We start from the raw sequence: 24667 nt of genomic DNA, 5'->3' as shown, positions 1-24667 counted from the left end.
ACCCGCAGAAGTGCGAGGGGTATGGGGACAGGGATGCGAGCCCCGCCGGAGGACCGTACTCCGGCGGGGCTCGCATCGGTCTCGGGGGGGTTACGCGAAGCGGGCGATCGGGTTCACCAGGTCGCCGACCAGCTGGAGCGCGGCCGACGGGTCCGAGAGGTCGACCATCTGCCGGTTGTTGCGGAGTTGGAGGCGGTTGAGGGCCGACAGCGCGAAGGTCTCCGCGAACATGTCGTACTGCGCGAACCGGTCCGCAAGTTCGGGCTTCGACCGCTCGTAGGCGCGCACGCACTCCGCGACCGTCCGCCAGAAGCCGTCCTCGTCCAGGACGCCCTCCGCCGCCAGCGTCGCCGCCAGGAAGCGGAAGAAGCAGTCGAAGACGTCCGTGAAGACCGAGAGGAGCTTCATGTCCTCCGGGATGTCCGCCCGGACCCGCTCCACCGCCGGCGGCAGGACCGCCGCCGGGTCCATCACGACGATCTCCTCGGCGATGTCCTTGAAGATCGCCCGGGCGACCGTGCCGCGCTCGTCGAGGACCAGGATGACGTTCTCGCCGTGCGGCATGAACGCCAGGTCGTACGCGTAGAAGCTGTGCAGGACCGGGAGGAGGTAGGCGTCCAGGTACCGGCGCAGCCAGACCTGGGCCTCCAGGCCCGACTCCTTGATCAGCGCGCCCGCGAACGACGCGCCCGCGTGGTCCACGTGGAGCAGGGACGCCATCGTCGCGAGCCGCTCGCCCTCGGCGAGGGACGGCACCGGCGACTCGCGCCACAGCGCCGCCAGCATCTTGCGGTACGGCGAGTAGCGGTCGGTCGCGGCCTCGTACTCCAGGTGCCGGTAGCCGACGGCCGCCCGCTCCCGGATGATCGAGAACCGGGCCGCCGCGAAGACGGAGTCCGACTCGATCAGCTGGTGCAGCCAGTCGTTGATGGCCGGCGTGGCCTCCATGTACGCGGCGGAAAGGCCCCGCATGAAGCCCATGTTGAGGACCGAGAGGGCCGTCTTGACGTAGTGCTTGGCCGGGTCCGAGGTGTTGAAGAAGGTACGGATCGACTGCTGCGCCAGATACGTGTCGTCGCCCTCGCCCAGGTACACCAGACGCTGCTGGGCGACCTCGGCGGCGAAGGTGACGGACAGCTTGTTCCACCACTGCCAGGGGTGGGCCGGCATGAGCAGGTAGTCGGCCAGGTCCAGGCCGCGCGCCTTCAGCGTCTCGGCGAAGCCGTCCACCGTCGCGTCGCCCAGCTCGGCGCGGACGAAGGCCTCGTAGTCGATGCCCGCGCCGGCCGTGAACGTCGTGCGGTCGCGGCGCGCCGCCAGCCAGATCAGGTGGATCTCGCTCGCCGCCTCGGGGGCGTACGCGCGGAACTCGTCCACGCCGAAGCCGAGCCGGCCGTTGTTGGCGACGAAGCAGGGGTGGCCCTCGGTCATCCCCGTCTCGATCGCCTGGAAGCCCGCGTGGGCGAGCTCGGCGGAGCTGATCCGGGGCTTCGTGGCCTTGTAGGCCGTACCGGCGAGGGTGGAGGAGATCTCCTCCAGGTACACCGGCAGGACCTCGTCGCTCAGGCCGAGGGAGCCGCGCAGCTCGGTGATGAACTGCAGCGCGTCGAGCGGGAGCTGCTCCTCGCCGCGGTGCCGGCTGATCGACTCGGCGTAGACCTGCCAGTGGTCGAGGGCGAACCGGTCCGCGGTGAAGCGGTACTCGGTCGTGCCGTCGTCCGACAGGACCTTGTAGCGGCTCTCGCCCAGTTCCTTCGGGTGCAGGAGGCGCTCGTGGGTGAACTCGGCGAGACCCTTGCGGATCAGCGCGCGGTTGGCGTCCGCCCAGAGCTCGGGGGTCAGGTGGGCGACGGGGTCGACGGTGGTCACGCGGCGTCTCCCACGGCGGCCTCGAACTGCTCCCGGGTGCAGAAGCTCAGCAGGGCCTTCTTCTCCGGCTTCTGGATCTCCCGGTCCGGCACGAAGCCCACGGCCTCGTTCAGGGCGTGGACGGCCTTGTTGGACACGTCGGGCTCGACGACCACGCGCCGGGTCGCCGGGTCGGCGAACAGCTCGGTCATCACGGCGGTGATCACGGTCCGGGTGAAGCCGTGCACCGGGGTGTCGGTCGGCGCGACCAGGAAGTGCATGCCGACGTCGCCGGGCAGCGGGTCGTACAGCCCGACCAGCTCCAGCTTCGACGGGTCGTACTTCTCCATCAGGAAGGCCGGCGTGCCGTCGACCTCGCCGATGAACACGTGGTGGTGCGGGTGCGCGACGAAGCCCGTGTACTCGCGCACGACGTCCTCCAGGGTGGCGTCCTGCATCATCCAGAAGGCGGCCTTGGGGTGCGTGACCCACGGGTGGATCAGCTCGGCGTCCTTCAGCGGGTCGAAGGGACGTATCGATACGGTCATACCGCGAACTCCTGGAAAGCGATGGTCTTCTCGACGGGGTAGTACTCGTAGCCCAGCATCGCTCCGATGATGTACGCGTTGCGGTACGCCCCCATGCCGAGGTCGGGCGAGGTGATCGAGTGGGTGTGCACGCCGGCGTTCTGCAGGAAGACCCCGCGGCCCGTCGTGTCGATCGCGTAGTTGCGGGCCACGTCGAAGCGGCCCCGGCCGTCCCAGTTGAGGCGGTCGCGGACCGGCTCGAGGAAGGCGGGGACGGCGTACTTGTACCCGGTGGCCAGGATCAGGCCCTCGGTCTCCAGGGTGTAGTCCTTCTCCTGCTCCTCCTGGCGGAAGCCGAGGGTGTACGTGCCGGTGGTGTCGTCGTACGCGGCGGAGTGCAGGGCCGAGTTGGTGATCAGGCGGGTGGGGACCGGGCCGCCGAGGTTCTTCTGGTAGAGCAGGTCGAAGATGGCGTCGATCAGCTCGCCGTCGATGCCCTTGAAGAGGCCCTTCTGCTGGGTCTCCAGGCGGTAGCGGGTCTGCTCGGGCAGCGCGTGGAAGTAGTCCACGTACTCCGGGGAGGTCATCTCCAGGGTGAGCTTGGTGTATTCGAGGGGGAAGAAGCGGGGGGAGCGGGTCACCCAGTTGAGCTGGTAGCCGTGGACGTCGATCTCGCTCAGGAGGTCGTAGTAGATCTCGGCGGCGCTCTGGCCGCTGCCGACCAGGGTGATCGACTTCTTCTTCTGGAGCGCCTCCTTGTTCGGGAGGTAGCGCGAGTTGTGGATCAGGTCGCCGCCGAGGCCCTGGCAGGTCTCGGGGACGTACGGCGGGGTGCCGGTGCCGAGGACCAGACGGCGCGAGCGGAACGTTTCTCCGGCCTCGGTGGACACCACGTACACCTCGGCGTCCTCGTCGAACGTCACGGAGGCGACGGTCGTCGAGAAGTGGACGGAGGACAGGCGCCCGGCGGCCCAGCGGCAGTAGTCGTTGTACTCGGTCCGCAGCGGATAGAAGTTCTCGCGGATGTAGAACGAGTACAGCCGGCCCTTGTCCTTCAGGTAGTTGAGGAAGGAGTACGGCGAGGTCGGGTCGGCCATCGTGACCAGGTCCGACATGAACGGGGTCTGGAGGTGCGCGCCCTCCAGGAACATCCCCGAGTGCCACTCGAAGTCGGGCTTGGACTCCAGGAAGAGGCCGTTCAGCTCCTCGATCGGCTCGGTCAGGCAGGCGAGTCCGAGGTTGAACGGACCGAGCCCGATGCCGATGAAGTCGTGGATCTCGGTCGTCTCAGGCGTGGACAAGGGTCTCTCCCAGGTACTGCTCGGCGTGGCCGGCGATCAGATCGAGGACGGCGGCGATGTCGGCCGCGGTCGTCTCGGGGTTGAGCAGGGTGAACTTGAGGTACTGGCGGCCGTCGACCTTCGTACCCGCGACGACGGCCTCGCCGGAGGCGAACAGGGCCTTGCGGGCGTGCAGGTTGGCGCGGTCGATCTCCTCGGGGGAGGCCGCGCCGGCCGGGATGTAGCGGTAGACGAGGGTGGAGAGCTGCGGTGCCACCACGACGTCGTAGCGCGGGTCGGCGGCGAGCAGGTCGAAGCCCTCGGCGGCCAGGTCGCAGACCTCGTCGAAGAGCTCGCCGATGCCGTCGGCGCCCATCACCCGCAGGGTCATCCACAGCTTGAGCGCGTCGAAGCGGCGGGTGGTCTGGAGGGACTTGTCGACCTGGTTGGGAATCTGCTCGGCGACTGTCCGGAGCGGGTTGAGGTAGTCGGCGTGGTAGGTCGCGTGGCGCAGGGTGGCGCCGTCGCGGACCAGGATCGCCGAGGAACTCACCGGCTGGAAGAAGGACTTGTGGAAGTCGACGGTGACGGAGTCGGCCCGCTCGATGCCGTCGAGGAGGTGGCGGCGGGTGCGGGAGGCGAGCAGTCCGCAGCCGTAGGCGGCGTCCACGTGCATCCAGGCGCCGTACTCGTCGGCCAGGGCGGCGATCTCGGGCAGCGGGTCGATGGAGCCGAAGTCGGTGGTGCCGGCGGTGGCGACGATCGCCATCGGGACCAGGCCCTCGGCGCGGCAGGCGGCCAGCTCGGCGGCGAGGACCACGGACTGCATCCGCTTGTTCCGGTCGACGGGTATGGAGACGACGGCGTCCTGGCCGAGGCCGAGGAGCTTGGCCGACTTCTGGACGCTGAAGTGGCTGCACTCGGAGGAGAAGATCCGGAGCTTGGAGAGTGCGTCGGCCTTGGCCTCCTCGCGGGCCAGCAGCAGCGCCTGGAGGTTGGACTGCGAACCACCGCTGGTGAACACGCCGTCGGCGGCGGGGCCGAAGCCGATGCGGCCGTTGGTCCAGTCGATGAGCTTGCGCTCGATGAGGGTGCCGCCGGCGCTCTGGTCCCAGGTGTCGAGCGAGGAGTTGACCGCCGAGAGGACGGCCTCGCCGAGGACGGCGGGGATGACCACGGGGCAGTTGAGGTGGGCCAGGTAGCGGGGGTGGTGGAAGTAGACGGCGTCGCGGAGGTAGACGCTCTCCAGCTCGTCGAGGGCGGCGCTGGAGTCACCGAGCGGCCGGTCGAGGTCGACGGCCTCGATGGCGGGGGCGAGGTCGGCGGGGGTCACACCGGTGAACGGTCCTCGCGTCGCGGCGAGTTTCTCCGCCACCCGCTCGACTCCTTCGGTGACGGAGCGCCGGTAGCTCTGCGCCGTGGCGTCGTTGAGCAGGTGCGAGCGCATGTGGGGGGCCTCCGGACAGCAGAGAGGGGTGAGGGAGCGGCAATGCTTCGTTAGGTTAGCCTAACCTAACGAAGCCTCGCAACGTCCCTCACCCCTCTCAGGTCACACGCGGAGGACAGGAGTTGAGGCGCGAAACGCCTACGCGTCTTCCTGCGTCTCGTCCGGGACCTCGCGCAGCGCGTCCTCGGACAGCCCCTTGCGCCAGTAGCCGACGAACGTCACCCGGCGCCGGTCGAGTTCGCGCTCCCGCACGAAGTGCCGGCGCAGCGCCTTCACGGCGCCCGACTCGCCCGCGATCCAGACGTACGGGGCCCGGCCGGGCAGCTCGACCCCGCGCACCGCGTCGACGGCGGACGGCGCCCCCTCCTCCCGTACGAGCCAGGTGACGGTCGCGTCCGCCTGGGTCGCCAGCTCCGTGCGGTCGCCGGAGAACGGCACTTCGAGGAACACCTGGGCGCGGGTCTCGGCCGGCAGCCACTCCAGGATCGCCGAGGCGGCCGGGAGGGCCGTCTCGTCCGCCCAGATCAGCACGGAGTCGGCGTCCTCGGGCAGCTGGAAGCGGACGCCGGTGTTCTCGGCCACCGCCGGGCCGAGGACGACCACGCGGTCGCCGGGGGTGGCGCGGGAGGCCCAGCGGCAGGCGGGCCCGCCGTCCTCGTGGATCGCGAAGTCGATGTCGACGGCGTTCTCGCCGTGCTCCGCTTCCGTGCGCTGCTCGCGGACGGTGTACGAGCGCATCACGGCCCGCACGTCGTCGGGCATCGCGCGCCAGGCGCCGAGGACCGCGTACATGTCGGGCTCGTCCAGCGGCGGCAGGACGGGCTCCTCCTGGCCGGGGTGCGGCAGGAAGAGGGAGAGGGACTGGTCGCGGCCGCCGGCGGCGAAGTTCTTCAGGTCCTCGCCGGTGAAGGTGACGCGGACCAGGGACGGGCCGAGCCGCCGGGTCCGGTCCACCTGGAGGCGGAAGAACTGGAAGGGGGCGGTCTCGGGGTGCGTCATGAGAATGTAGGTTAGCCTAACCTCATAATCTTGGAACGGGGGGAGGGCCCGCCACCCCTCGGGGTGACGGGCCCTCCCGGCGCCTCCGCCTCGTCAGGCCTGGAGGCCCAACTCCCGCGCGATCAGCATCCGCTGGACCTCGCTGGTGCCCTCACCGATCTCCAGGATCTTCGAGTCGCGCCACATCCGGGCCACCGGGTACTCGTTCATGAAGCCGTAGCCGCCGTGGATCTGCGTCGCCTCACGCGCGTTGTCCACGGCCACCGTGGAGGAGTACAGCTTCGCGATAGCCGCCTCCTTCTTGAACGTGTCGCCCCGGACCAGCCGCGAGGCCGCGTCCCGCCAGCCGATCCGGGCCATGTGCGCCCGCATCTCCATGTCGGCGATCTTGAACTGGATGGCCTGGTTGTCGCCGATCGGACGGCCGAAGGCGTGACGTTCCTTCGCGTACTTCACCGACTCGTCGACACAGCCCTGCGCAAGACCCGTCGCGAGCGCCGCGATCGCGACCCGGCCCTCGTCCAGGATCCGCAGGAACTGCGCGTACCCGCGGCCCTCCTCGCCGAGCAGGTTCGCCACCGGCACCCGCACGTCGTCGAACGACAGCTCACGGGTGTCCGAGGCGTTCCAGCCGACCTTCGAATACGGGGCGGCGACGGTGAAGCCGGGCGTCCCGGACGGAACGATGATCGAGGAGATCAGCGGCCGACCGTCCGGCTTGCGGCCGGTCACCGCCGTGACCGTCACCAGACCCGTGATGTCCGTACCGGAGTTGGTGATGAAGCACTTCGAGCCGTTGATGACCCACTCGTCGCCGTCGCGCACGGCCGTCGTCCGGGTCCCGCCCGCGTCCGAACCCGCGCCCGGCTCGGTGAGACCGAAGGCCCCGAGCAGCTCACCCGCGCAGAGCCGCGGCAGCCACTCCCGCTTCTGCTCCTCCGTACCGAAGAGGTGCAGCGGCATCGCGCCCAGCGAGACGCCCGCCTCCAGCGTGATCGCGACGGAGGAGTCCACCCGGGCCAGCTCCTCCAGGGCGATGCCGAGCGCCAGGTAGTCGCCGCCCATGCCGCCGTACTCCTCGGGGAACGGCAGCCCGAACAGGCCCATCCGGCCCATCTCGCGGACGATCTCGTAGGGGAACTCGTGCCGCTCGTAGTAGTCACCGATCTTCGGCGCCACGACGTCGTGGGCGAACGCCTCGACGGTACGGCGGAGTTCCTCGTGCTCGGGGTCGAGCCGGTGGTCGAGGGACATGCTCAGGACTCCTTGTGGGAGAGGGCGCGGACGGTACGGGAAGGGCTGGGCCGGCCCAGCTGGTCGGCCATCCACACGCTCGTGGCGGTGAGGGCGGTCAGATCGACCCCGGTCTCGATGCCGAGGCCGTCGAGCATCCACACGAGATCCTCGGTGGCGAGATTGCCGGTCGCGCTCTTCGCGTACGGGCAGCCACCGAGGCCCCCCGCCGAGGCGTCGACCGTGGTCACCCCGTGGCGCAGCGCCGCCAGGGTGTTGGACAGGGCCTGGCCGTACGTGTCGTGGAAGTGCACGGCGAGACGGGAGTCGGGGACGCCGGCCTCGTTCAGGGCGGTCAGCAGGGCCCCGACGTGCCCCGGGGTCGCGACCCCGATGGTGTCCCCGAGGCTCAGCTCGTCGCAGCCCATGTCGGCGAGGGCCTTCGTGACCCGGACGACCTGCTCGACCGGCACGGCTCCCTCCCAGGGGTCGCCGAAACACATCGACAGATAGCCGCGGACCTTCAGACCTGCCTCTATGGCCCGGGTGACGGTCGGCGCGAACATGGCCAGCGCCTCGTCGACGGTCCGGTTCAGGTTGGCCTTCGCGAACGACTCCGTCGCCGAGGCGAACACCGCGACCTCACGGGCGCCGAGCGCGAGGGCCCGGTCGAGGCCGCGCTCGTTCGGCACCAGCACCGGGAGCCGGACCGGGAGGTCCCGCACCCGGGGGAACAGCTCCTCCGCGTCCGCGAGCTGGGGCACCCACTTCGGGTGCACGAAGCTCGTCGCCTCGATGGTCGTCAGGCCCGCGGCGGCGAGCCGCCGCACGAACTCCGCCTTCACCTCGGTCGGGACGGCCGTCTTCTCGTTCTGCAGCCCGTCCCGGGCACCGACCTCGTGGATCCGGACCCGGCCGGGAAGAGCGGGGTCCCGCACGGTCATGGGCAGGCTCACGCGTCCTCCTCCTCGCGGGGCGTCACCACGGCCAGGACCTGGTCCATGGCGACGGTGGAACCGGGCGTGACGTCCAGCTCGGTGACGGTGCCGGCGTGCGGGGCGGAGATGACGTGCTCCATCTTCATCGCCTCGACGACCAGCAGGCTCTGCCCCGCCTCCACCTCGTCCCCGACGGCCACCTTGACGACCGTCACGGTCCCGGGCATCGGCGCGGCGAGCGTGTCGGCGCTCCCGAACCGGGCCCCGGAGAGCGCGGCGGCGACGGGATCGTGATCCATGACGTGCCAGGAGTCGCCGTCGCGGCCCAGCCAGTCGCCGGCGCGGTGGAAGCGGTGGACGACGCCGTCCACCGTGACCGTCACCGAGGTGTCCGTGACCCGGGCGCCGGCCGGCGCCTCGGCCGTGACGGGTTCCAGGCCCGCCACCCGTACGGGGAAGGGGAGCGGGGCCGGGCGGCCGCCCAGCCGCCAGCCGCTCGGCACCGAGAACGGGTCGGTCCAGCCGTCCCGGGGCGCCGGGGCCAGCTCCGCGAGCCGTACGGCCGCCGCCGCCGCGTACACCTCCTCCGGGACCGCCGCGTCGATCAGGGACTCCGCGTCCCGCTCCACCAGGCCCGTGTCGAGGGCGCCCGACACGACGTCCGGGTGGGCGAGCAGACGGCGCAGGAAGCCCGCGTTGGTGGGAACGCCGAGGGTGACCAGGTCGCCGAGGGCCGCACGCAGCTTCCGCAGGGCCGTCGGGCGGTCCGGGGCGTGCACGATGACCTTCGACAGCATCGGGTCGTAGAGGGACGAGACCTCCGTGCCCTCCGAGAGGCCCGAGTCCGTCCGGACCCCGTCGCCCGCCGGCTCGTTCAGGGCCAGGACCGTGCCGCCCGAGGGCAGGAAGCCCCGGGACGGGTCCTCCGCGCAGATCCGCGCCTCGACCGCCCACCCGTCGAGGGTGATGTCCTCCTGGGCGAACGGCAGCGGCTCGCCCGACGCCACCCGCAGCTGCCACTCCACCAGGTCCACGCCGGTGATCAGCTCGGTGACCGGGTGCTCGACCTGGAGGCGGGTGTTCATCTCCATGAAGTAGTACGAGGACGGGTCGCCGCCCGGCACGATGAACTCGACCGTGCCCGCGCCCACATAACCGCAGGACCGGGCCGCCTCGACCGCCGCCGAGCCCATCGCCGCCCGGATCTCCGGGGTGAGCAGGACGCTCGGGGCCTCCTCGATGATCTTCTGGTGGCGGCGCTGGAGCGAGCACTCGCGCTCGCCCAGGTGGATCACGTTCCCGTGGGCGTCCGCCAGGACCTGGATCTCGATGTGCCGGGGGCGGTCGATCCACCGCTCCACGAGCAGCGTGTCGTCGCCGAAGGAGGAACGGGCCTCGCGGCGGGCCGCCGCGATCTCGTCGGACAGCGTGGACAGGTCGCGGACCAGGCGCATGCCCTTGCCGCCGCCGCCCGCGCTGGGCTTGAGCAGGACGGGCGCGCCCAACTCGCGCGCCGCCGCTTCGAGTTCCGGGTCGGCCGCGCCGGGCACGACGGGCACGCCGGCCGCCTGCACGGTCTCCTTGGCCCTGATCTTGTCGCCCATGAGCGAGATCGCGGAGGCCGGCGGCCCGATGAAGACGAGACCGGCGTCCGCGCAGGCCTGCGCGAACCCGGCGTTCTCCGCGAGGAACCCGTACCCCGGGTGGACGGCCTGCGCGCCGGTGCGGGCGGCCGCTTCGAGCAGGGCGGGGACGGAGAGGTACGACTCCGAGGCCGCCGGCGGCCCGATCCGTACCGCCGTGTCCGCCTCCCGTACGTGCCGGGCGTCGGCGTCCGCGTCGCTGTACACGGCGACCGAGCGCACGCCCAGCGCGCGCAGGGTGCGGATGACCCGGACCGCGATCTCGCCCCGGTTGGCCACAAGGACTGTGTCGAACATCTTCTGGGGTCCCCTCACATCCGGAAGACGCCGAACTGGGGGTCACCCAGGGGCGCGTTGGCACAGGCGGTCAGGGCGAGTCCCAGGACCTGCCGGGTCTCCAGCGGGTCGATGACCCCGTCGTCCCAGAGCCGGGCGGTCGCGTAGTAGGCGTTGCCCTGGCTCTCGTACTGCTCGCGGATCGGGGCCTTGAAGGCCTCTTCCTCCTCCGCACTCCACCCGTCGCCGAGCTGGTCGCGCTTCACCGTCGCGAGGACGGAGGCGGCCTGCTCGCCGCCCATGACCGAGATCTTGGCGTTCGGCCACATCCACAGGAAGCGCGGCGAGTACGCCCGGCCGCACATCGAGTAGTTGCCCGCGCCGTACGAACCGCCGACGACGACCGTCAGCTTCGGCACCCGGGTGGTGGCCACCGCCGTGACCATCTTGGCGCCGTGCTTGGCGATGCCGCCGTGCTCGTACGCCTTGCCGACCATGAAGCCGGTGATGTTCTGCAGGAAGACCAGCGGGATGCCGCGCTGGTCGCACAGCTCGATGAAGTGCGCGCCCTTCTGGGCGGACTCGGCGAACAGGATGCCGTTGTTGGCGACGATCCCGACCGGGTGCCCGTGGATCCGGGCGAAGCCGGTCACCAGCGTCTGCCCGTACTCGGACTTGAACTCCTGGAAGCGGGAGCCGTCCACCACCCGGGCGATGACCTCCCGCACGTCGTACGGGGTGCGGGAGTCCACCGGCACCGCGCCGTACAGCCCGTACGGATCGACCTTCGGCTCCTCGACCGGCTCGACCGACCAGGGGAGCGCGCCCCGCTCGGGGAGCGTCGCCACGATGTTCCGCACGATCCGCAGCGCGTGGGCGTCGTCCTCGGCCAGGTGGTCGGTGACGCCGGAGATCCGGGAGTGGACCTCGCCGCCGCCCAGCTCCTCCGCCGTGACGACCTCACCGGTCGCCGCCTTCACCAGCGGCGGACCGCCCAGGAAGATCGTGCCCTGGTTCCGTACGATCACGGCCTCGTCGCTCATCGCGGGCACGTACGCCCCGCCGGCCGTGCAGGACCCCATCACGGCCGCGATCTGCGGGATGCCGGCGCCGGACATCCGGGCCTGGTTGTAGAAGATCCGGCCGAAGTGCTCCCGGTCGGGGAAGACCTCGTCCTGCATCGGCAGGAAGGCGCCGCCCGAGTCGACCAGGTAGAGGCAGGGGAGACGATTCTCCAGCGCCACCTCCTGCGCCCGCAGGTGCTTCTTCACCGTCATCGGGTAGTACGTGCCGCCCTTGACGGTCGCGTCGTTGGCGACGATCACGCACTCGCGGCCCGAGACCCGGCCGATGCCCGCGACGACCCCGGCCGCCGGGGCCGCGTCGCCGTACATCCCGTGCGCCGCGAGCGGGGCCAGCTCCAGGAAGGGCGAACCCGGGTCGAGCAGCGTGTCCACCCGGTCCCTCGGCAGCAGCTTCCCGCGTGCGGTGTGCCGGTCGCGCGCCCGCTCGCCGCCGCCGAGCGCGGCCGCCGCGAGCTTGGCGCGCAGCGTCGCGGCCAGCTCGTGGTGCGCCGCCTCGTTCGCCTGCCAGGCCGGCGAGGCGGGATCCGCCGCACTCGCCAGCACAGGTGCCTGCTGCATCCCTCGAGCTCCCTTGCTCGGTTAATGAGCGTTAACGTATGCGGCCCAGGTTAACGACCGCTAACGGCGTTGTCTAGAATTGCCGTATGGCCACGACCCCGACCCCGACCCGGACCGCCACCGGCAGGACCGACGCCCCCACCCGGCGCGAGCAGATCCTCAAGGAGGCCGCCCGCCTCTTCGCCGAGCGCGGCTTCCACGGCGTGGGCGTGGACGAGATAGGAGCCGCCGTCGGCATCAGCGGCCCCGGCCTCTACCGCCACTTCCCCGGCAAGGACGCGATGCTCGCCGAGCTCCTCGTCGGCATCAGCGAGCGCCTCCTGTCCGGCGGAAACCTGCGCGTCGCCGAGTCCGACGGCGACCCGCGCGCCCTCCTCGGCGCCCTCATCGACGGGCACATCGACTTCGCCCTCGACGACCGCCCGCTGATCACCCTCCACGACCGCGAGCTCGACCGCCTCAAGGACGAGGACCGCAAGCGCGTGCGGCAGCTCCAGCGGCAGTACGTGGAGCTGTGGGTCGCGGTGGTCCGCGAGCTGTACCCGGACGCGGCGGAATCGGAGTCCCGCACGGCCGTCCACGCCGTCTTCGGACTCCTGAACTCCACCCCCCACCTGGCCGCCCTCGGCCGGGGCCCGATGGAGGACCTCCTCCGCCGGCTGGCGCACGGGGCCTTCGGGGCGCTGGCGGCGGTCGGCCCGTAGGAACCGGGGGACGGACGGGTCCACGGGACGGAACGATTGCCCAGGACGGCTCCCCGTCCTCCAGAATGGCCCCCATGCCGATACTCAGCCGCGCCGCCCTTGTCGAGCACCTCGTCCGCACCAGGATCGCGGGAGACGTCGCCACCCCGCGCGACAACAACCTCTCCCACTACCGCAAGCTCGCCAACGGCGACCGGCACTACTGGCTCGGCCTTGAGCTCGGGGACCGGTGGACCGACGAGCAGGACGTGCTCGCCGTGATGGCCGAGCGCTGCGGCGTCATCGACGACCCGGCCCACCGGACCGGCCAGGACACCATCGACCCCGAGCTGACCGTGGACGGCCTGGAGCGGATGGCCGCCCGGCTGCGGAAGGCCGCCGCCGGCCAGGAGCGGGTGCTCTTCGCGACCGGTCACCCCGGTGCGCTGATCGACGTGCACAGCCGGGTCGCCGCCGCGCTGCGCGCGCAGGGCTGCGACATCGTGCGCATCCCCGGCGGGCTCGTCGCCGACGAGGGGTACGTCGTGCAGTTCGCCGACGTCGCCGTCTTCGAGCGCGGTGCGAGCCTCTGGCACACCCACTCCCCGGAGCCCATGAACGCGATCCTGGACGGGCTGGGCGAGGACGGCCGCCCGGACCTGGTGATCGCCGACCACGGCTGGGCGGGCCGGGCGGGCCAGCGCGGCATCGACTCCGTCGGCTACGCGGACTGCAACGACCCCGCGCTCTTCATCGGCGAGGCGGAGGGCACGATGCAGGTCACGATCCCCCTCGACGACCACGTCCTTGACCCCCGCTTCTACGAGCCGCTGACGGCCTACACCCTGAACGCGGCCGGGCTCGCCTGATCTACTCCGGCGGCCCGTTCCGGCGCTGGTCCACGCCCGGTGTCGGGTCCAGGTAGACGCGGCGGATCGACGGGAAGCGTTCGCGGAGCTGGTTCTCGGCGTCCTCGCAGGCCCATTCCACCTGCGCCGCCGAGGAGACGTCCCGGAAGTCGACCTTCGCCGCGACCAGGACCTCGCCGGGGCCCTGGATGAGCGTCGTCAGGTCGAGGACGTCCACGATGTGCGGCACGGAGAGCAGCTCCTCGCGGACCTCGGCCCGCAGGTGCTTCGGGAGCGGGCGGCCGATGAGGAGCTCGGCGTTGGAGCGGCCGAGCACCCAGGCCACGTACACGAGCAGCGCGCCGATGAGGATCGAGGCGATCCCGTCCCAGACGCTGGAGCCGGTGATCTGGACGCCGAGGAGACCGCCGGCCGCGAGCATCAGTCCGGCGAGCGCGGCGGAGTCCTCCATGACCACGGCCTTCACGGTGGTGTCGGGGGTGAGGCGGAGGTAGCGGGCGAAGGGGGCCCTGGCCCGTTCCGCCTCGGCCCGGACCTGCCGGACGCCGGTCCGGAGGGAGTAGCCCTCCAGGACGAAGGCGATGCCCAGCACGATGTACGAGACGAGCGGGTCGCCGACCTCCTCGCCGTGGGTGAGGGTGTGGATGCCGTCGTAGATCGAGAAGACCGCGCCGCCCACGAAGGTGGCGACGGCGGCGAGCATCGCCCAGACGTAGCGTTCTCCCGCGTAGCCGACCGGGTGGTCCTCGTCGGCCGGCTTCTCACTGCGCTTGAGGGCGGTCAGCAGCATGACCTCGGTGACCGTGTCGGCGACCGAGTGGGCCGCCTCCGACAGCATCGCGCTGGATCCGCTGACGATTCCGGCGACGGCCTTGGCGGCGGCGATCCCGAGGTTCGCCACCGCCGCCACGATCACCGTGAACGTGCTCTCGCTCTGTTCCGCCATGGGTCGGACGGTATGTCCGATCATCAGCGCGGTACGCGAACGACACCCTCCTGGATGACCGAGATCGCGAGCTTCCCGTCCTGCGTCCAGATCCTCGCCTGGCCGAGACCGCGTCCGCCGGACGCGGTCGGCGACTCCTGGTCGTACAGGAGCCATTCGTCGGCCCGGAAGGGGCGGTGGAACCACATCGCGTGGTCCAGGGAGGCCCCGACCACGTCCCCGACCGCCCAGCCGCCCCGCCCGTGCGCGAGCAGGACCGAGTCGAGCAGGGTCATGTCGGAGACGTACGTGGCGAGGACGACGTGCAGAAGGGGGTCGTCGGCCAGTTTGCCGTTGGTGCGGAACCACACCTGGGAGCGCGGCTCGCGCGGCTCGCCGACCGAGCCCCACGGCGGGACCTCGGCATAGCGGAGGTCGACGGCCGCCCTGGCCTCGATCAGCCGGTCCGCGACCTCGCGGGGGAGGTGGCGGGGCAGCATCTCGGCCGGTGTGGGGAGCGACTCCGGGTCCGGCGCGGCCGGCATCTCCGCCTGGTGGTCCAGCCCTTCCTCGTACGCCTGGAAGGAGGCGGAGAGGTGGAAGATCGGCTGCCCGTGCTGGACGGCGACGACCCGCCGGGTGGTGAAGGAGCGTCCGTCGCGGATGCGGTCGACCGTGTAGACGATCGGCGCGCCCGGGTCTCCGGGGCGCAGGAAGTACGCGTGGAGGGAGTGGGCGAGCCGGTCTCCGGGGACCGTCCGCCCCGCCGCCACCAGGGCCTGGGCGGCCACCTGGCCGCCGAAGACGCGGGGGACGAGCGCGGAGCGGGACTCGCCCCGGAAGATGTCCCGCTCGATCCGCTCCAGGTCGAGCAGATCGAGCAGGCCATCCAGGGCGCTGTGCGCTTCGGGCACTTACAGGCCCATCGACTTGGCGATGATCGACTTCATGATCTCGCTGGTGCCGCCGTAGATGCGGTTGACGCGGTTGTCGGCGTACAGGCGGGCGATCGGGTACTCGTTCATGTAGCCGTAGCCGCCGTGCAGCTGGAGGCAGCGGTCGATGACGCGGTGCGCGACCTCGGTGCAGAAGAGCTTGGCGCTGGCGGCCTCGGCCGGGGTCAGCTCGCCCGCGTCCAGGGCCTCGAGGGCGCGGTCGGCGACGGCCTCGGCGGCGTCGACCTCGGCCTGGCAGGCGGCCAGCTCGAACTTGGTGTTCTGGAAGTGGGCGACCGGCTTGCCGAAGACGGTGCGCTCCTGCACGTACTGCTGGGCGAAGCGGACGGCGGCCTTGGCCTGGGCGTAGGCGCCGAAGGCGATGCCCCAGCGCTCGGAGGCGAGGTTGTGGCCGAGGTAGTAGAAGCCCTTGTTCTCCTCGCCGAGCAGGTCCTCGACCGGCACCTTCACGTCGACGAACGCGAGCTCGGCGGTGTCGGAGGTGCGCAGGCCGAGCTTGTCCAGCTTGCGGCCGATGGAGTAGCCCTCGGACTTGGTGTCCACGGCGAAGAGGGAGATGCCGTGGCGCCGGTCCTCGGCCGTCGGGGCGGAGGTGCGGGCGCAGACGATGACGCGGTCGGCGTGGACGCCACCGGTGATGAAGGTCTTGGCGCCGTTGAGGACGTAGTGCGTGCCGTCCTCGGAGAGCTTGGCGGTGGTCTTCATGCCCGCGACGTCGGAGCCGGTGCCCGGCTCGGTCATCGCGAGGGCCCACATCTCCTCGCCGGTGACGAACTTCGGCAGGTAGCGCTTCTTCTGGTCGCCGGTGGCGAGCATCTTGATGTACGGCAGGGCGAGCAGCACGTGGACGCCGGAGCCGCCGAACTGGACGCCCGCGCGCGAGGTCTCCTCGTAGAGGACGGCCTCGAACTTGTGGGTGTCCAGGCCCGCGCCGCCGAACTCCTCGGGCACGTTGATGCCGAAGACGCCCAGCTCGCCGAGCTTGTCGTAGAACTCGCGCGGCGCCTGGCCGGCCGCGAACCACTCGTCGTAGACCGGGACGACCTCGGCCTCGATGAAGGCCCGGATGGTCTCCCGGAACGCCTCGTGGTCCTCGTTGAATACGGTACGGCGCACGGTGCGGCTCCTCCGGTGTGCGGGCCCAGTTGTCTAAGCGCTTGCTCAGTCTGTCGTCTACGAAGTTACCCAGCGGTCACCCACCCTGTCCAGACTCCTCGCCTGTGATCCAGGCCCGCCCCACCGAGTCGTACCCGAACACGGGCCGCCCCTTCGCCCCGCTCGTCCGGAAGGGCGCGCCGTCCTCGTCCCCGATCCGGACCGTTCCCCGGCGTCCCTCCGAGCTCCACTCCAGCTCCAGGTACCAGCGGCAGTCGCAGCCCGCCGCCACCGCGGAGACGAGCAGTTCCTCCGGCTCGGTGGCGCTGACCGCGTACGGGAAGGAGACCGCCGGGAGCGTCCGGCCCTCCTGCCCGGAGGCGTCGTACCCGTCCAGCGCCCGCGCCACCGGCCGCGGCCGGTCCAGGTCCACCTCGAAGCGGCGCGGGGTCACCGCCCCGCCGCACCCGTCGTCCGTCCGGTACGCCGTCCACGGCAGCGGCGCTCCCCGCTCGACCACCCGCACGTGCAGGGCCTGGAGCACCACCGCCGCCGCGCTCTTCCCCTGCACCGACACCCGCACCAGCGTCTCCCCGCCGTCCACGGCCCCCTGCGCCGTCGCCCAGGCCCGCGCGTCGGCCGGCTCCGGCGGGGGTGGGGGCGTCCGCCGCACCAGGTAGGTGTGCCCGCACCCGTTGCTCCAGAGGTCCGAGGTGACCGTCCACGTCAGCGGCGCCGACGGCGCGGCGGCCCGCTCCCGGGCCTTCCCGGGCAGGAGTACGGCTCCGAGCGTCACCGTCCCCACGACCGCCAGCGCCCCGGCGACCACGCCCGCCCATGCCCACCGGCGCCTCCGCCGCCCGGCCGGGAGACCCGGAACGCGGACGTGCACGGCTTCCGCCTCGGGTCCGGGCGCCGGTTCCGGGGCGGGTTCGGGTGCCGTTTCCGGGCGGGATTCCGTGCGGGGATCCGGGGCGGGCTCGGGTGCCGGTTCCGGGCGGGGTTCCGGGGCCGGAGGGCGGCGGGCGCCGTCCGCGTGGGTCCAGGCCGCCTCCAAGGCCCGCCGTTCCTCCTCGTCCGCGCCGCACAACAGGGCGAGGCGGTCGACCACGGCGAACTCCTCCGGGACGGTCGCGCCGGAGCAGTAGCGGTGCAGGGTGGACGCGCTGACGCTCAGCCGCCGGCCCAGTGCCTCGTAACTCCTCCCGTCCCGCGCCTTCAGCGCGCGCATGAGCCGCGCGAACTCCTCGACGGCGGCGTTCTTCGGCATTCCATCCCCTTCGACCCTGCGTCCCACCCTTCACGTCCTTGCACGTCAGCAGGGGTGGAATGGTTCCGGGACGGCTGGTGGGCGCGTCATCGTTGCGGACGGCGGGCGTCGGCCCCGACGCTGGTGGAGCACTGACCGAACCACCCGACGGGGGATCCACCACCATGAGCACGTTCCGTACCGCATGCGCCACCGCCGCCGCTGCCGCCCTGGGCCTCGCGGCCCTCGCCGCGGCCCCCGCGCAGGCCGCCGCCCAGCCCGCCTTCCTCGCCGCCTCCCAGATGCCGCCGTCGTCGACGCCGTGGACCGCGACGCAGGTCTTCACCGGCGTCCCGGAGAACGGCGGCGCCCTCTGCGCCCCGTACAAGATCCCGGCGCAGAACACCCGCTACCGCGAGTTCAGCACCGAGCTCGACACCAACGGCGTCCAGATCACCACCGTCGCCCGCACCGAGGCCGACGCCGTGAAGCTGGTCGACACCCTCCGCAAGGCCCTCGCCGGCTGCGGGCCCCTGCTCGAGAAGCAGAACCCCGGGCTGAAGGCCGTCAGCGCCGCCCACGGCAAGGTCGCCGTCGAGGAGGGCGCCTGGGTCTACAGCCTGGACACCGCCGACCCGCAGATCGGCAGCACCGACATCCACCTCTTCTCGGTGGGCCGGGACGGCAAGACGGTCACCTTCGTCCGCTGGGGCCAGCTGGGCGACCTGAAGGACGCCCCGCTGACCGCGTTCAAGACGACGACGAAGACCGCCGTGAACAAGCTCTACTGATCCGAGGGCCCTGCCGGCGTCGCCGTCCGCCGGCCCCGGGTCCGGCTCGGATCACCTCGTGCCGAGCGCGAACCACAGCTCCATCCGTACGTCCGGGTCGTCCAGGTCCCGGTCGAGGAGCGCCGCGCAGCGGGTGATCCGCTGCCGGACGGTGTTGCGGTGGACGTCGAGCGCCACGGCCGTCCGGTCCCAGCTGCCGTGCAGCGAGAGCCAGGCGCGCAGGGTCTCGACGAGCGGTTCCGTGAGGGGGCCGAGCAGGGCGCGGGCGTGGGCGGCGGCCTCGTCCGGGTCCACCAGGGCGGCGAGTCCGCCCGGGCGCTGCCGGATCAGGGGCGCCCGGACGGCCTCCGCCCGGCGCAGGGCGCGCGCGGCCTGCGCGTCGGCCGCGGCGAGTTCGTCGGCCGCGGCGGGCGCGGCGACCCCGAGGGTCCAGCCGGGCTGCTCGGTGACGGGCGTGGAGGCGGGCAGCAGCAGGCGGACGGTCACGGGGGTGTCGTCACGCCGGCCGCGGCCCGCCTCCACGGCGTCCGCCCGACGTGCGTCTCCGCCGTTGCCGCCGGCCCGCCCGGCGTTCGTCCGATGGGTGTCTCCGCCGTCCCCGCCGACCTGCCCGGCGTCCGCCCGGCGTGGGTCCCCGCCGTCCCCGCCGGCCTGTCCGGCGTCCGCCCGGCGTGGGTCCCCGCCGTCCCGGACGGCCTGCCCGGCGTCCGCCCGGCCTGTCCCTCCGCCGCCCCCGCCCGCGTCCACCAGCGGGGTTCCCAGTGCCGCGGCCAGCGAGGCCGCCGCGAACGGGGTGCCGTCGCCGCCCGCCGCATGCACCACCGTCCACGGACCCGCGCCCAGCGTCTCCGCGATCTCCGCCGGGGACGCGCCGAGCAGCAGCCGGACCAGGGCCCCGTCCCGTACCGTCACGTCCGCGCCCCGGTGCGGGGCCGTCAGCAGGGACAGCAGGACGACCGCGACCCCGGCGATCGTGTGGTCCCCGGGGCCGCGCCGCTCCGTCGCCACCCCGAGGGTCAGCCCCTCGCCGCCGCCCAGCGCGTACGCGGCAAGCCGGAGCCCGCCGCCGTCGCCGCTCGCCGACGCCGGACCGCCCGGCCGGGGGCCGAGGACGCCCGCGAGGTCCCGCAGCGCCCGCGCCGCCTCCGCCGGGACCTCCCGGCCCGCCGCCACCGACTCCGTACCGTCCGCGCCGAAGAGCACCGCCCGGCCCGCGAGCCGCGCGGCCAGCGCGCCGAGCACCGCGGGGACCGGGGCCGGCCGGGCCGCGGCCGCGGCCAGGGACTGCTGCGCCTCCGTCACCCGGCGCAGCTCGTGCAGCCGGGCCTCCGCCATCAGCCGCCACAGCGCCCGCGCCACCGCCGTGAACGGCGTCCGCGGCGGCACCTCGATCAGCGGGAGCCCGTGCCGGTCGCAGGCCTCGACGAGCTCCGCCGGGACCGTGTCGTACACCGGGGTCACGCCGAAGGCGAGCGCCGCCGCGCCCGCCTCCACCACCCGTTCCACGTACTGCGCGGGGTCGGCGAGCTGGACGCCGGCCGTCATGAGCAGCTCACCGCCGAGCAGGTACGGGTAGGGGTCGGCCATCTCCGAGGTGTGCACCCAGTGGACGGAGACGTCCTCGGGCCCGGCGAGCAGCCGCAGGCCCAGGTCCCGGCGGGCGAGCAGCGCGGTCAGGGAGACGGGCGGCGCGGGCGGCGTGGCGCCGGTATCGGGGGAGGTCATGGCGGTGGACCCTTCGTACATCCCCCGCCCGGACAGTGGAGGAAACGTACACTTCAACGTCGCTTTCCGGCCACCTAGGGTCATGGCATCCAGAGGCCGCGGGTACGGGCGGATGTCCCCGCGACCAGCTTCTGGTCACTCCCCTGCACGACACGCCACCGAGGTGAACGAAGGAGGGCCCATGGCCGTCGACTACACAGTGATCGTCCTGTATTTGGCCGGCATGCTCGCGATGGGCTGGTGGGGCATGCGCCGGGCCAAGTCCAAGAGCGAGTTCCTGGTCGCCGGCCGCCGCCTCGGGCCCTGGATGTACTCCGGGACGATGGCCGCTATCGTCCTCGGCGGCGCCTCCACCATCGGCGGCGTCGGCCTCGGCTACAAGTACGGCCTCTCCGGCGCCTGGATGGTCTTCGCCATCGGCCTCGGCCTGCTCGCGCTGAGTGTCTTCTTCTCCGCCCGGATCGCCCGGCTCAAGGTCTACACCGTCTCCGAGATGCTCGACCTGCGCTACGGCGGCAAGGCCGGCGTCATCTCGGGCGTCGTCATGTGGGCGTACACGCTGATGCTCGCGGTCACCTCGACCATCGCGTACGCGACCATCTTCGACGTCCTCTTCGACCTGCCCCGGACCCTCGCGATCATCCTCGGCGGCACCATCGTGGTCGCCTACTCGACGCTCGGCGGCATGTGGTCCATCACCATCACCGACATGGTGCAGTTCGTGGTGAAGACCATCGGCGTGCTGCTCCTGCTGCTGCCGATCGCCGTGGTCAAGGCCGGCGGCTTCGACGGGATGCGGGAGGCGCTGCCCACCTCGTACTTCGAGCCGCTCGGCATCGGCGGCGAGACGATCTTCACGTACGTGCTGATCTACACCTTCGGCATGCTCATCGGCCAGGACATCTGGCAGCGGGTCTTCACCGCCCGCACCGACAAGGTCGCCAAGTGGGGCGGCACCGTCGCCGGCACCTACTGTCTCGCGTACGCCCTCGCCGGAGCCGTCATCGGCACCGCGGCCAAGGTGATGTACCCGACGCTGCCCAGCGCCGACGACGCCTTCGCCACCATCGTCAAGGACGAGCTGCCGATGGGCGTCCGGGGCCTCGTCCTCGCCGCCGCCCTCGCCGCCGTCATGTCCACCTCCTCGGGCGCCCTCATCGCCTGCGCCACCGTGGCCAACAACGACATCTGGTCACGTCTGCGCGGGGTCGTCGCGAAGCGGGACGGGGCGGACGGGAACGATCACGACGAGGTGAAGGGCAACCGATTCTTCATCCTGATCATGGGCGTCGCCGTCATCCTCATCGCCATCGCCCTCAACGACGTCGTCCAGGCCCTCACCGTCGCCTACAACCTGCTGGTCGGCGGGCTCCTCGTGCCCATCCTCGGCGGACTGCTCTGGCGCCGCGGCACCGTCCAGGGCGCGCTCGCCGCGGTCACCGTCGGCGGCCTGGCGGTCATTGGCCTGATGTGGACTTACGGAATCCTTGCGAATGAGCCTGTTTACTACGGTTTGTTGGCCTCGCTCGCCGCATATGTGATCGTTTCCCTGGCCACCCGCCCGACGGACGCCGCCGTGCTCGCGCACTGGCGCGCCCGCCTCGCGGGCCAGGAGACGCCCGAACCGCAGCCCGACAAGGGCGGCGCGGAGACGGCGCCCGTGACCGCCTGACGGCGGCACCCCACGCCTCCGGGCGCCGCGACCCGGCGCCCGGACCCACCGATACACCCCAGGAGGACCCCGACCATGAGCAGCAGCGACCAGAACACCCCGCGCGGCCCGATCGACTCGTCCCGCATCCCGCGGTACGCCGGTCCCGCGACGTTCGCCCGGCTGCCGCGACTCGACGAGGTCGGCACCGCCGACATCGCCGTGGTCGGCGTCCCCTTCGACAGCGGCGTCTCCTACCGGCCCGGCGCCCGCTTCGGCGGCAACGCCATCCGCGAGGCCTCCCGCCTGCTCCGCCCGTACAACCCGGCGCAGGACGCCTCCCCGTTCGCCCTCGCCCAGGTCGCGGACGCCGGCGACATCGCCGCCAACCCCTTCAACATCAACGAGGCCGTCGAGACCATCGAGGCCGCCGCCGACGACCTGCTGAACTCCGGCGCCCGCATGATGACCCTCGGCGGCGACCACACCATCGCGCTGCCGCTGCTCCGCTCCGTCGCCAAGAAGCACGGCCCCGTCGCCCTGCTCCACTTCGACGCACACCTCGACACCTGGGACACCTACTTCGGCGCCGAGTACACCCACGGCACCCCGTTCCGCCGCGCCGTCGAGGAGGGCATCCTCGACACCGAGGCCCTCTCCCACGTCGGAACCCGCGGCCCGCTGTACGGCAAGCAGGACCTCACCGACGACGAGAAGATGGGCTTCGGCATCGTCACCTCGGCCGACATCTACCGCCGCGGCGCCGACGAGGTCGCCGACCAGCTGCGCCAGCGCATCGGCGACCGCCCGCTGTACATCTCCATCGACATCGACTGCCTCGACCCGGCCCACGCGCCCGGCACCGGCACCCCGGAGGCGGGCGGCATGACCTCCCGCGAGCTCCTGGAGATCCTCCGCGGCCTCTCCTCCTGCAACCTGGTGTCGGCGGACGTCGTCGAGGTCGCCCCGGCGTACGACCACGCCGAGATCACGGCCGTCGCCGCCTCCCACACGGCGTACGAACTGACGACGATCATGTCCCGCCAGATCGCCGAGAGCCGCGCCGCGCAGTAGCACCCGCCGGGGGTGTGCCGTGTACGTTCCGCCCGGGGCACTCCCCGGCGGAACGTACGGCACACCCCGACCCGCCGGGCCGCATCCGACCGACCACGCCACGCCCAGAGGGACGCCATGACCCACGACCACGACCTGGTACTCCGGCCCACGGAGGCGCAGACGAACGCCGCGCTCAACCCGCCCGCAGGACGGAACGGCGGCGACCTCGTCGTGGAGACGCTGACCGGCCTCGGCGCCACCACCGTCTTCGGCCTCCCGGGCCAGCACGCGCTCGGCATGTTCGACGCCCTGCGCCGCTCCACCCTCCGCTACGTCGGCCTGCGCGTCGAGAACAACGCCGGCTTCGCGGCCGACGCGTACGGCCGGATCACCGGCGAGGCGGCCCCGCTGCTGCTCTCCACCGGCCCCGGCGCGCTCATGTCGCTCGCCGCGCTCCAGGAGGCCGCCGCCGCCTCCGCGCCGGTCCTCGCGATCGGCAGCCAGATCCCGGCGGCCGGACTCGGCGGCGGCCGGCACGGCTACCTGCACGAGCTGCGCGACCAGCAGGCGTCCTTCCGGGACATCGTGAAGTCGGTGCACACGGTCCGCACGCAGTCCCAGATCCCGTCGGCCATCGCCGCGGCCTGGGAGTCGGCGCTCACCGCCCCGCACGGCCCGGTCTGGGTGGAGATCCCGCAGGACGTGCTCCTCGCGGAGACCACGCTGCCCGTCGTCACCGCGATGGACGCCACCCCCGAGGACATCGCCCCCCGCCCCGAGCTGACGGCGGTCGCCGCGCACCTGCTGGCGAACGCCGAACGCCCCGCGATCATCGCGGGCGGCGGAGTGGTCCGCTCGGACGCCTCCGGCAAGCTGCTCGCGCTCGCGGAGCGGCTGGACATCCCGGTCGTGACCACCTTCGGCGGCAAGGGCGCCTTCCCCTGGGAGCACCCGCTGTCGCTGCAGTCCTGGCTGGAGGACCGGCACACCACCGACTTCCTGGAGGACGCCGACGTGCTCCTGGTCGTCGGCTCGGGCCTCGGCGAGCTGTCCTCGAACTACCACACGTTCGCCCCGCGCGGCCGGGTGATCCAGATCGAGGCGGACGCCGGGAAGCTGGAGTCCAACCACCCGGCGCTCGGCATCCACGCGGACGCCCGCCTCGCGCTCCAGGCGCTCCTGGAGACCGCCCCCGAGCGCCGGGACCCCACGGCCCCCGAGCGGGTCTCGGCGGTCCTCGGCAAGGTCCGGGACCGGATCGCGGCGCAGGACCTGGGCCTGGAGCAGCGGATCGTCGCGGCCGTGCGGGAGGCGCTCCCCGAGCGGTCCCCGAGCTTCTGGGACATGACGATCCTGGCGTACTGGGCGTGGTCGGCCTTCGACCCGAAGCACCCGAACACGATGCACTCCGCGCAGGGCGCCGGCGGTCTCGGCTACGGCTTCCCCGCGGCCCTCGGCGCGGCGGCGGCCGACCCGAGCCGCCCGGTGCTCGCGGTGTCCGGCGACGGCGGCGCGATGTACTCGATCGCGGAGCTGGCGACGGCGAAGCAGTACGGCCTCGACGTGACGTGGCTGATCGTGGACGACGGCGGCTACGGCATCCTGCGCGAGTACATGACGGGCGCCTTCGGCGAGGCCACCGGCACCGAACTGGCCCGCCCGGACTTCGTGGCCCTGGCGGAGTCCTTCGGAGTCCCGGCGACCCTGACGAGCCCGGAATCCCTGACGGCGGACCTGGCGAAGGCGCTGGCCGCCCCGGGCCCCTCGGTCGTCGTCCTCCCGGCCCTCCTGCGGATGTTCGAACCGACCCACCTGTGAGCCGCGCGGGGGCTG

At 72.2% G+C, this 24667-nt stretch carries 20 protein-coding genes; 6 read left to right on the top strand and 14 right to left on the bottom strand.

All coding sequences use genetic code 11. From position 1 onward, the window contains the following. Window positions 1-90: 90 nt before the first annotated feature. The 9 genes from DEJ43_RS12755 to DEJ43_RS12715 all read right to left on the bottom strand — a co-directional run bounded on the left by DEJ43_RS12755 (window position 91) and on the right by DEJ43_RS12715 (window position 11834). Window positions 91-1869, bottom strand: a complete 1779-nt coding sequence (locus tag DEJ43_RS12755; protein ID WP_015033777.1) for an IucA/IucC family protein — start codon at window positions 1867-1869, stop codon at window positions 91-93. Beyond that, on the bottom strand, window positions 1866-2396 hold the full coding sequence (locus tag DEJ43_RS12750) for a GNAT family N-acetyltransferase (protein ID WP_015033776.1): 531 nt from the start codon (window positions 2394-2396) through the stop codon (window positions 1866-1868). Before DEJ43_RS12750 ends, DEJ43_RS12755 begins: the two co-directional genes overlap by 4 nt. Next, window positions 2393-3676 carry a lysine N(6)-hydroxylase/L-ornithine N(5)-oxygenase family protein gene (locus DEJ43_RS12745; RefSeq protein ID WP_015033775.1) on the bottom strand — a complete coding sequence of 428 codons (1284 nt, stop codon included), beginning with the start codon at window positions 3674-3676 and terminating at the stop codon, window positions 2393-2395. The genes DEJ43_RS12750 and DEJ43_RS12745 overlap by 4 nt, the downstream gene beginning before the upstream one ends. Next, window positions 3663-5102: a pyridoxal phosphate-dependent decarboxylase family protein gene (locus DEJ43_RS12740; RefSeq protein ID WP_015033774.1), complete on the bottom strand. Its 1440-nt coding sequence runs from the start codon at window positions 5100-5102 to the stop codon at window positions 3663-3665. Before DEJ43_RS12740 ends, DEJ43_RS12745 begins: the two co-directional genes overlap by 14 nt. Before the next feature lie 138 nt (window positions 5103-5240). After that, window positions 5241-6101 (bottom strand): siderophore-interacting protein, encoded by an 861-nt coding sequence (locus DEJ43_RS12735; RefSeq protein WP_015033773.1) that lies wholly within the window; start codon window positions 6099-6101, stop codon window positions 5241-5243. Window positions 6102-6194: 93 nt separating this feature from the next. Further along, window positions 6195-7355: an acyl-CoA dehydrogenase family protein gene (locus DEJ43_RS12730; RefSeq protein ID WP_015033772.1), complete on the bottom strand. Its 1161-nt coding sequence runs from the start codon at window positions 7353-7355 to the stop codon at window positions 6195-6197. Window positions 7356-7357: 2 nt separating this feature from the next. Next, window positions 7358-8290 (bottom strand): hydroxymethylglutaryl-CoA lyase, encoded by a 933-nt coding sequence (locus DEJ43_RS12725; protein ID WP_015033771.1) that lies wholly within the window; start codon window positions 8288-8290, stop codon window positions 7358-7360. Next, window positions 8287-10212 carry an acetyl/propionyl/methylcrotonyl-CoA carboxylase subunit alpha gene (locus DEJ43_RS12720; RefSeq protein WP_041662419.1) on the bottom strand — a complete coding sequence of 642 codons (1926 nt, stop codon included), beginning with the start codon at window positions 10210-10212 and terminating at the stop codon, window positions 8287-8289. The genes DEJ43_RS12725 and DEJ43_RS12720 overlap by 4 nt, the downstream gene beginning before the upstream one ends. A 14-nt stretch (window positions 10213-10226) precedes the next feature. Then, window positions 10227-11834 (bottom strand): carboxyl transferase domain-containing protein, encoded by a 1608-nt coding sequence (locus tag DEJ43_RS12715; protein WP_015033769.1) that lies wholly within the window; start codon window positions 11832-11834, stop codon window positions 10227-10229. 86 nt (window positions 11835-11920) lie between these two features. Between DEJ43_RS12715 and DEJ43_RS12710 the strand changes: the two genes are divergently transcribed. Continuing rightward, window positions 11921-12538, top strand: a complete 618-nt coding sequence (locus tag DEJ43_RS12710; RefSeq protein WP_015033768.1) for an SACE_7040 family transcriptional regulator — start codon at window positions 11921-11923, stop codon at window positions 12536-12538. A gap of 74 nt (window positions 12539-12612) precedes the next feature. After that, on the top strand, window positions 12613-13386 hold the full coding sequence (locus tag DEJ43_RS12705; RefSeq protein WP_015033767.1) for a phosphatase: 774 nt from the start codon (window positions 12613-12615) through the stop codon (window positions 13384-13386). A gap of 1 nt (window position 13387) precedes the next feature. Here DEJ43_RS12705 and DEJ43_RS12700 read toward each other — a convergent pair whose 3' ends face one another. The 4 genes from DEJ43_RS12700 to DEJ43_RS12685 form a co-directional block, all read right to left on the bottom strand. Further along, window positions 13388-14356, bottom strand: coding sequence for a cation diffusion facilitator family transporter (locus DEJ43_RS12700; protein ID WP_015033766.1), 969 nt, complete (start codon window positions 14354-14356; stop codon window positions 13388-13390). Then, the gene (locus DEJ43_RS12695) at window positions 14356-15225 is read right to left on the bottom strand and encodes an acyl-CoA thioesterase (RefSeq protein WP_015033765.1); all 870 of its coding nucleotides are present in this window, start codon (window positions 15223-15225) and stop codon (window positions 14356-14358) included. The genes DEJ43_RS12700 and DEJ43_RS12695 overlap by 1 nt, the downstream gene beginning before the upstream one ends. Then, a complete protein-coding gene (locus DEJ43_RS12690; protein WP_015033764.1) occupies window positions 15226-16383 on the bottom strand; it encodes an acyl-CoA dehydrogenase family protein in 1158 nt (385 codons plus the stop codon). It abuts the gene before it with no gap. Window positions 16384-16459: 76 nt separating this feature from the next. Continuing rightward, window positions 16460-17632 (bottom strand): helix-turn-helix domain-containing protein, encoded by a 1173-nt coding sequence (locus DEJ43_RS12685; protein WP_015033763.1) that lies wholly within the window; start codon window positions 17630-17632, stop codon window positions 16460-16462. A 164-nt stretch (window positions 17633-17796) separates the two neighbouring features. Between DEJ43_RS12685 and DEJ43_RS12680 the strand changes: the two genes are divergently transcribed. Next, complete coding sequence (locus tag DEJ43_RS12680) at window positions 17797-18402, top strand: hypothetical protein (protein WP_015033762.1); 606 nt, start codon at window positions 17797-17799, stop codon at window positions 18400-18402. 51 nt (window positions 18403-18453) lie between these two features. On the opposite strand, the gene DEJ43_RS12675 is transcribed toward DEJ43_RS12680, so the two are convergent. Beyond that, window positions 18454-20127 carry a PucR family transcriptional regulator ligand-binding domain-containing protein gene (locus tag DEJ43_RS12675; protein WP_233447946.1) on the bottom strand — a complete coding sequence of 558 codons (1674 nt, stop codon included), beginning with the start codon at window positions 20125-20127 and terminating at the stop codon, window positions 18454-18456. 181 nt (window positions 20128-20308) lie between these two features. On the opposite strand from DEJ43_RS12675, the gene DEJ43_RS12670 reads away from it, so the two are divergent. From DEJ43_RS12670 to DEJ43_RS12660, 3 genes are all read left to right on the top strand, one after another. Beyond that, on the top strand, window positions 20309-21799 hold the full coding sequence (locus tag DEJ43_RS12670) for a sodium:solute symporter family protein (protein WP_015033759.1): 1491 nt from the start codon (window positions 20309-20311) through the stop codon (window positions 21797-21799). A 75-nt stretch (window positions 21800-21874) separates the two neighbouring features. Further along, window positions 21875-22852, top strand: coding sequence for an agmatinase (gene speB, locus DEJ43_RS12665; protein WP_015033758.1), 978 nt, complete (start codon window positions 21875-21877; stop codon window positions 22850-22852). A 117-nt stretch (window positions 22853-22969) separates the two neighbouring features. Further along, window positions 22970-24652, top strand: coding sequence for a thiamine pyrophosphate-binding protein (locus DEJ43_RS12660; protein WP_015033757.1), 1683 nt, complete (start codon window positions 22970-22972; stop codon window positions 24650-24652). Window positions 24653-24667: the final 15 nt, after the last annotated feature.

It is taken from the genome of Streptomyces venezuelae ATCC 10712, assembly GCF_008639165.1.
Lineage (GTDB): Bacteria > Actinomycetota > Actinomycetes > Streptomycetales > Streptomycetaceae > Streptomyces > Streptomyces venezuelae.
Note: the sequence above shows the minus strand (reverse complement) of the source record. Positions and strands in the feature narration are given on the sequence as shown.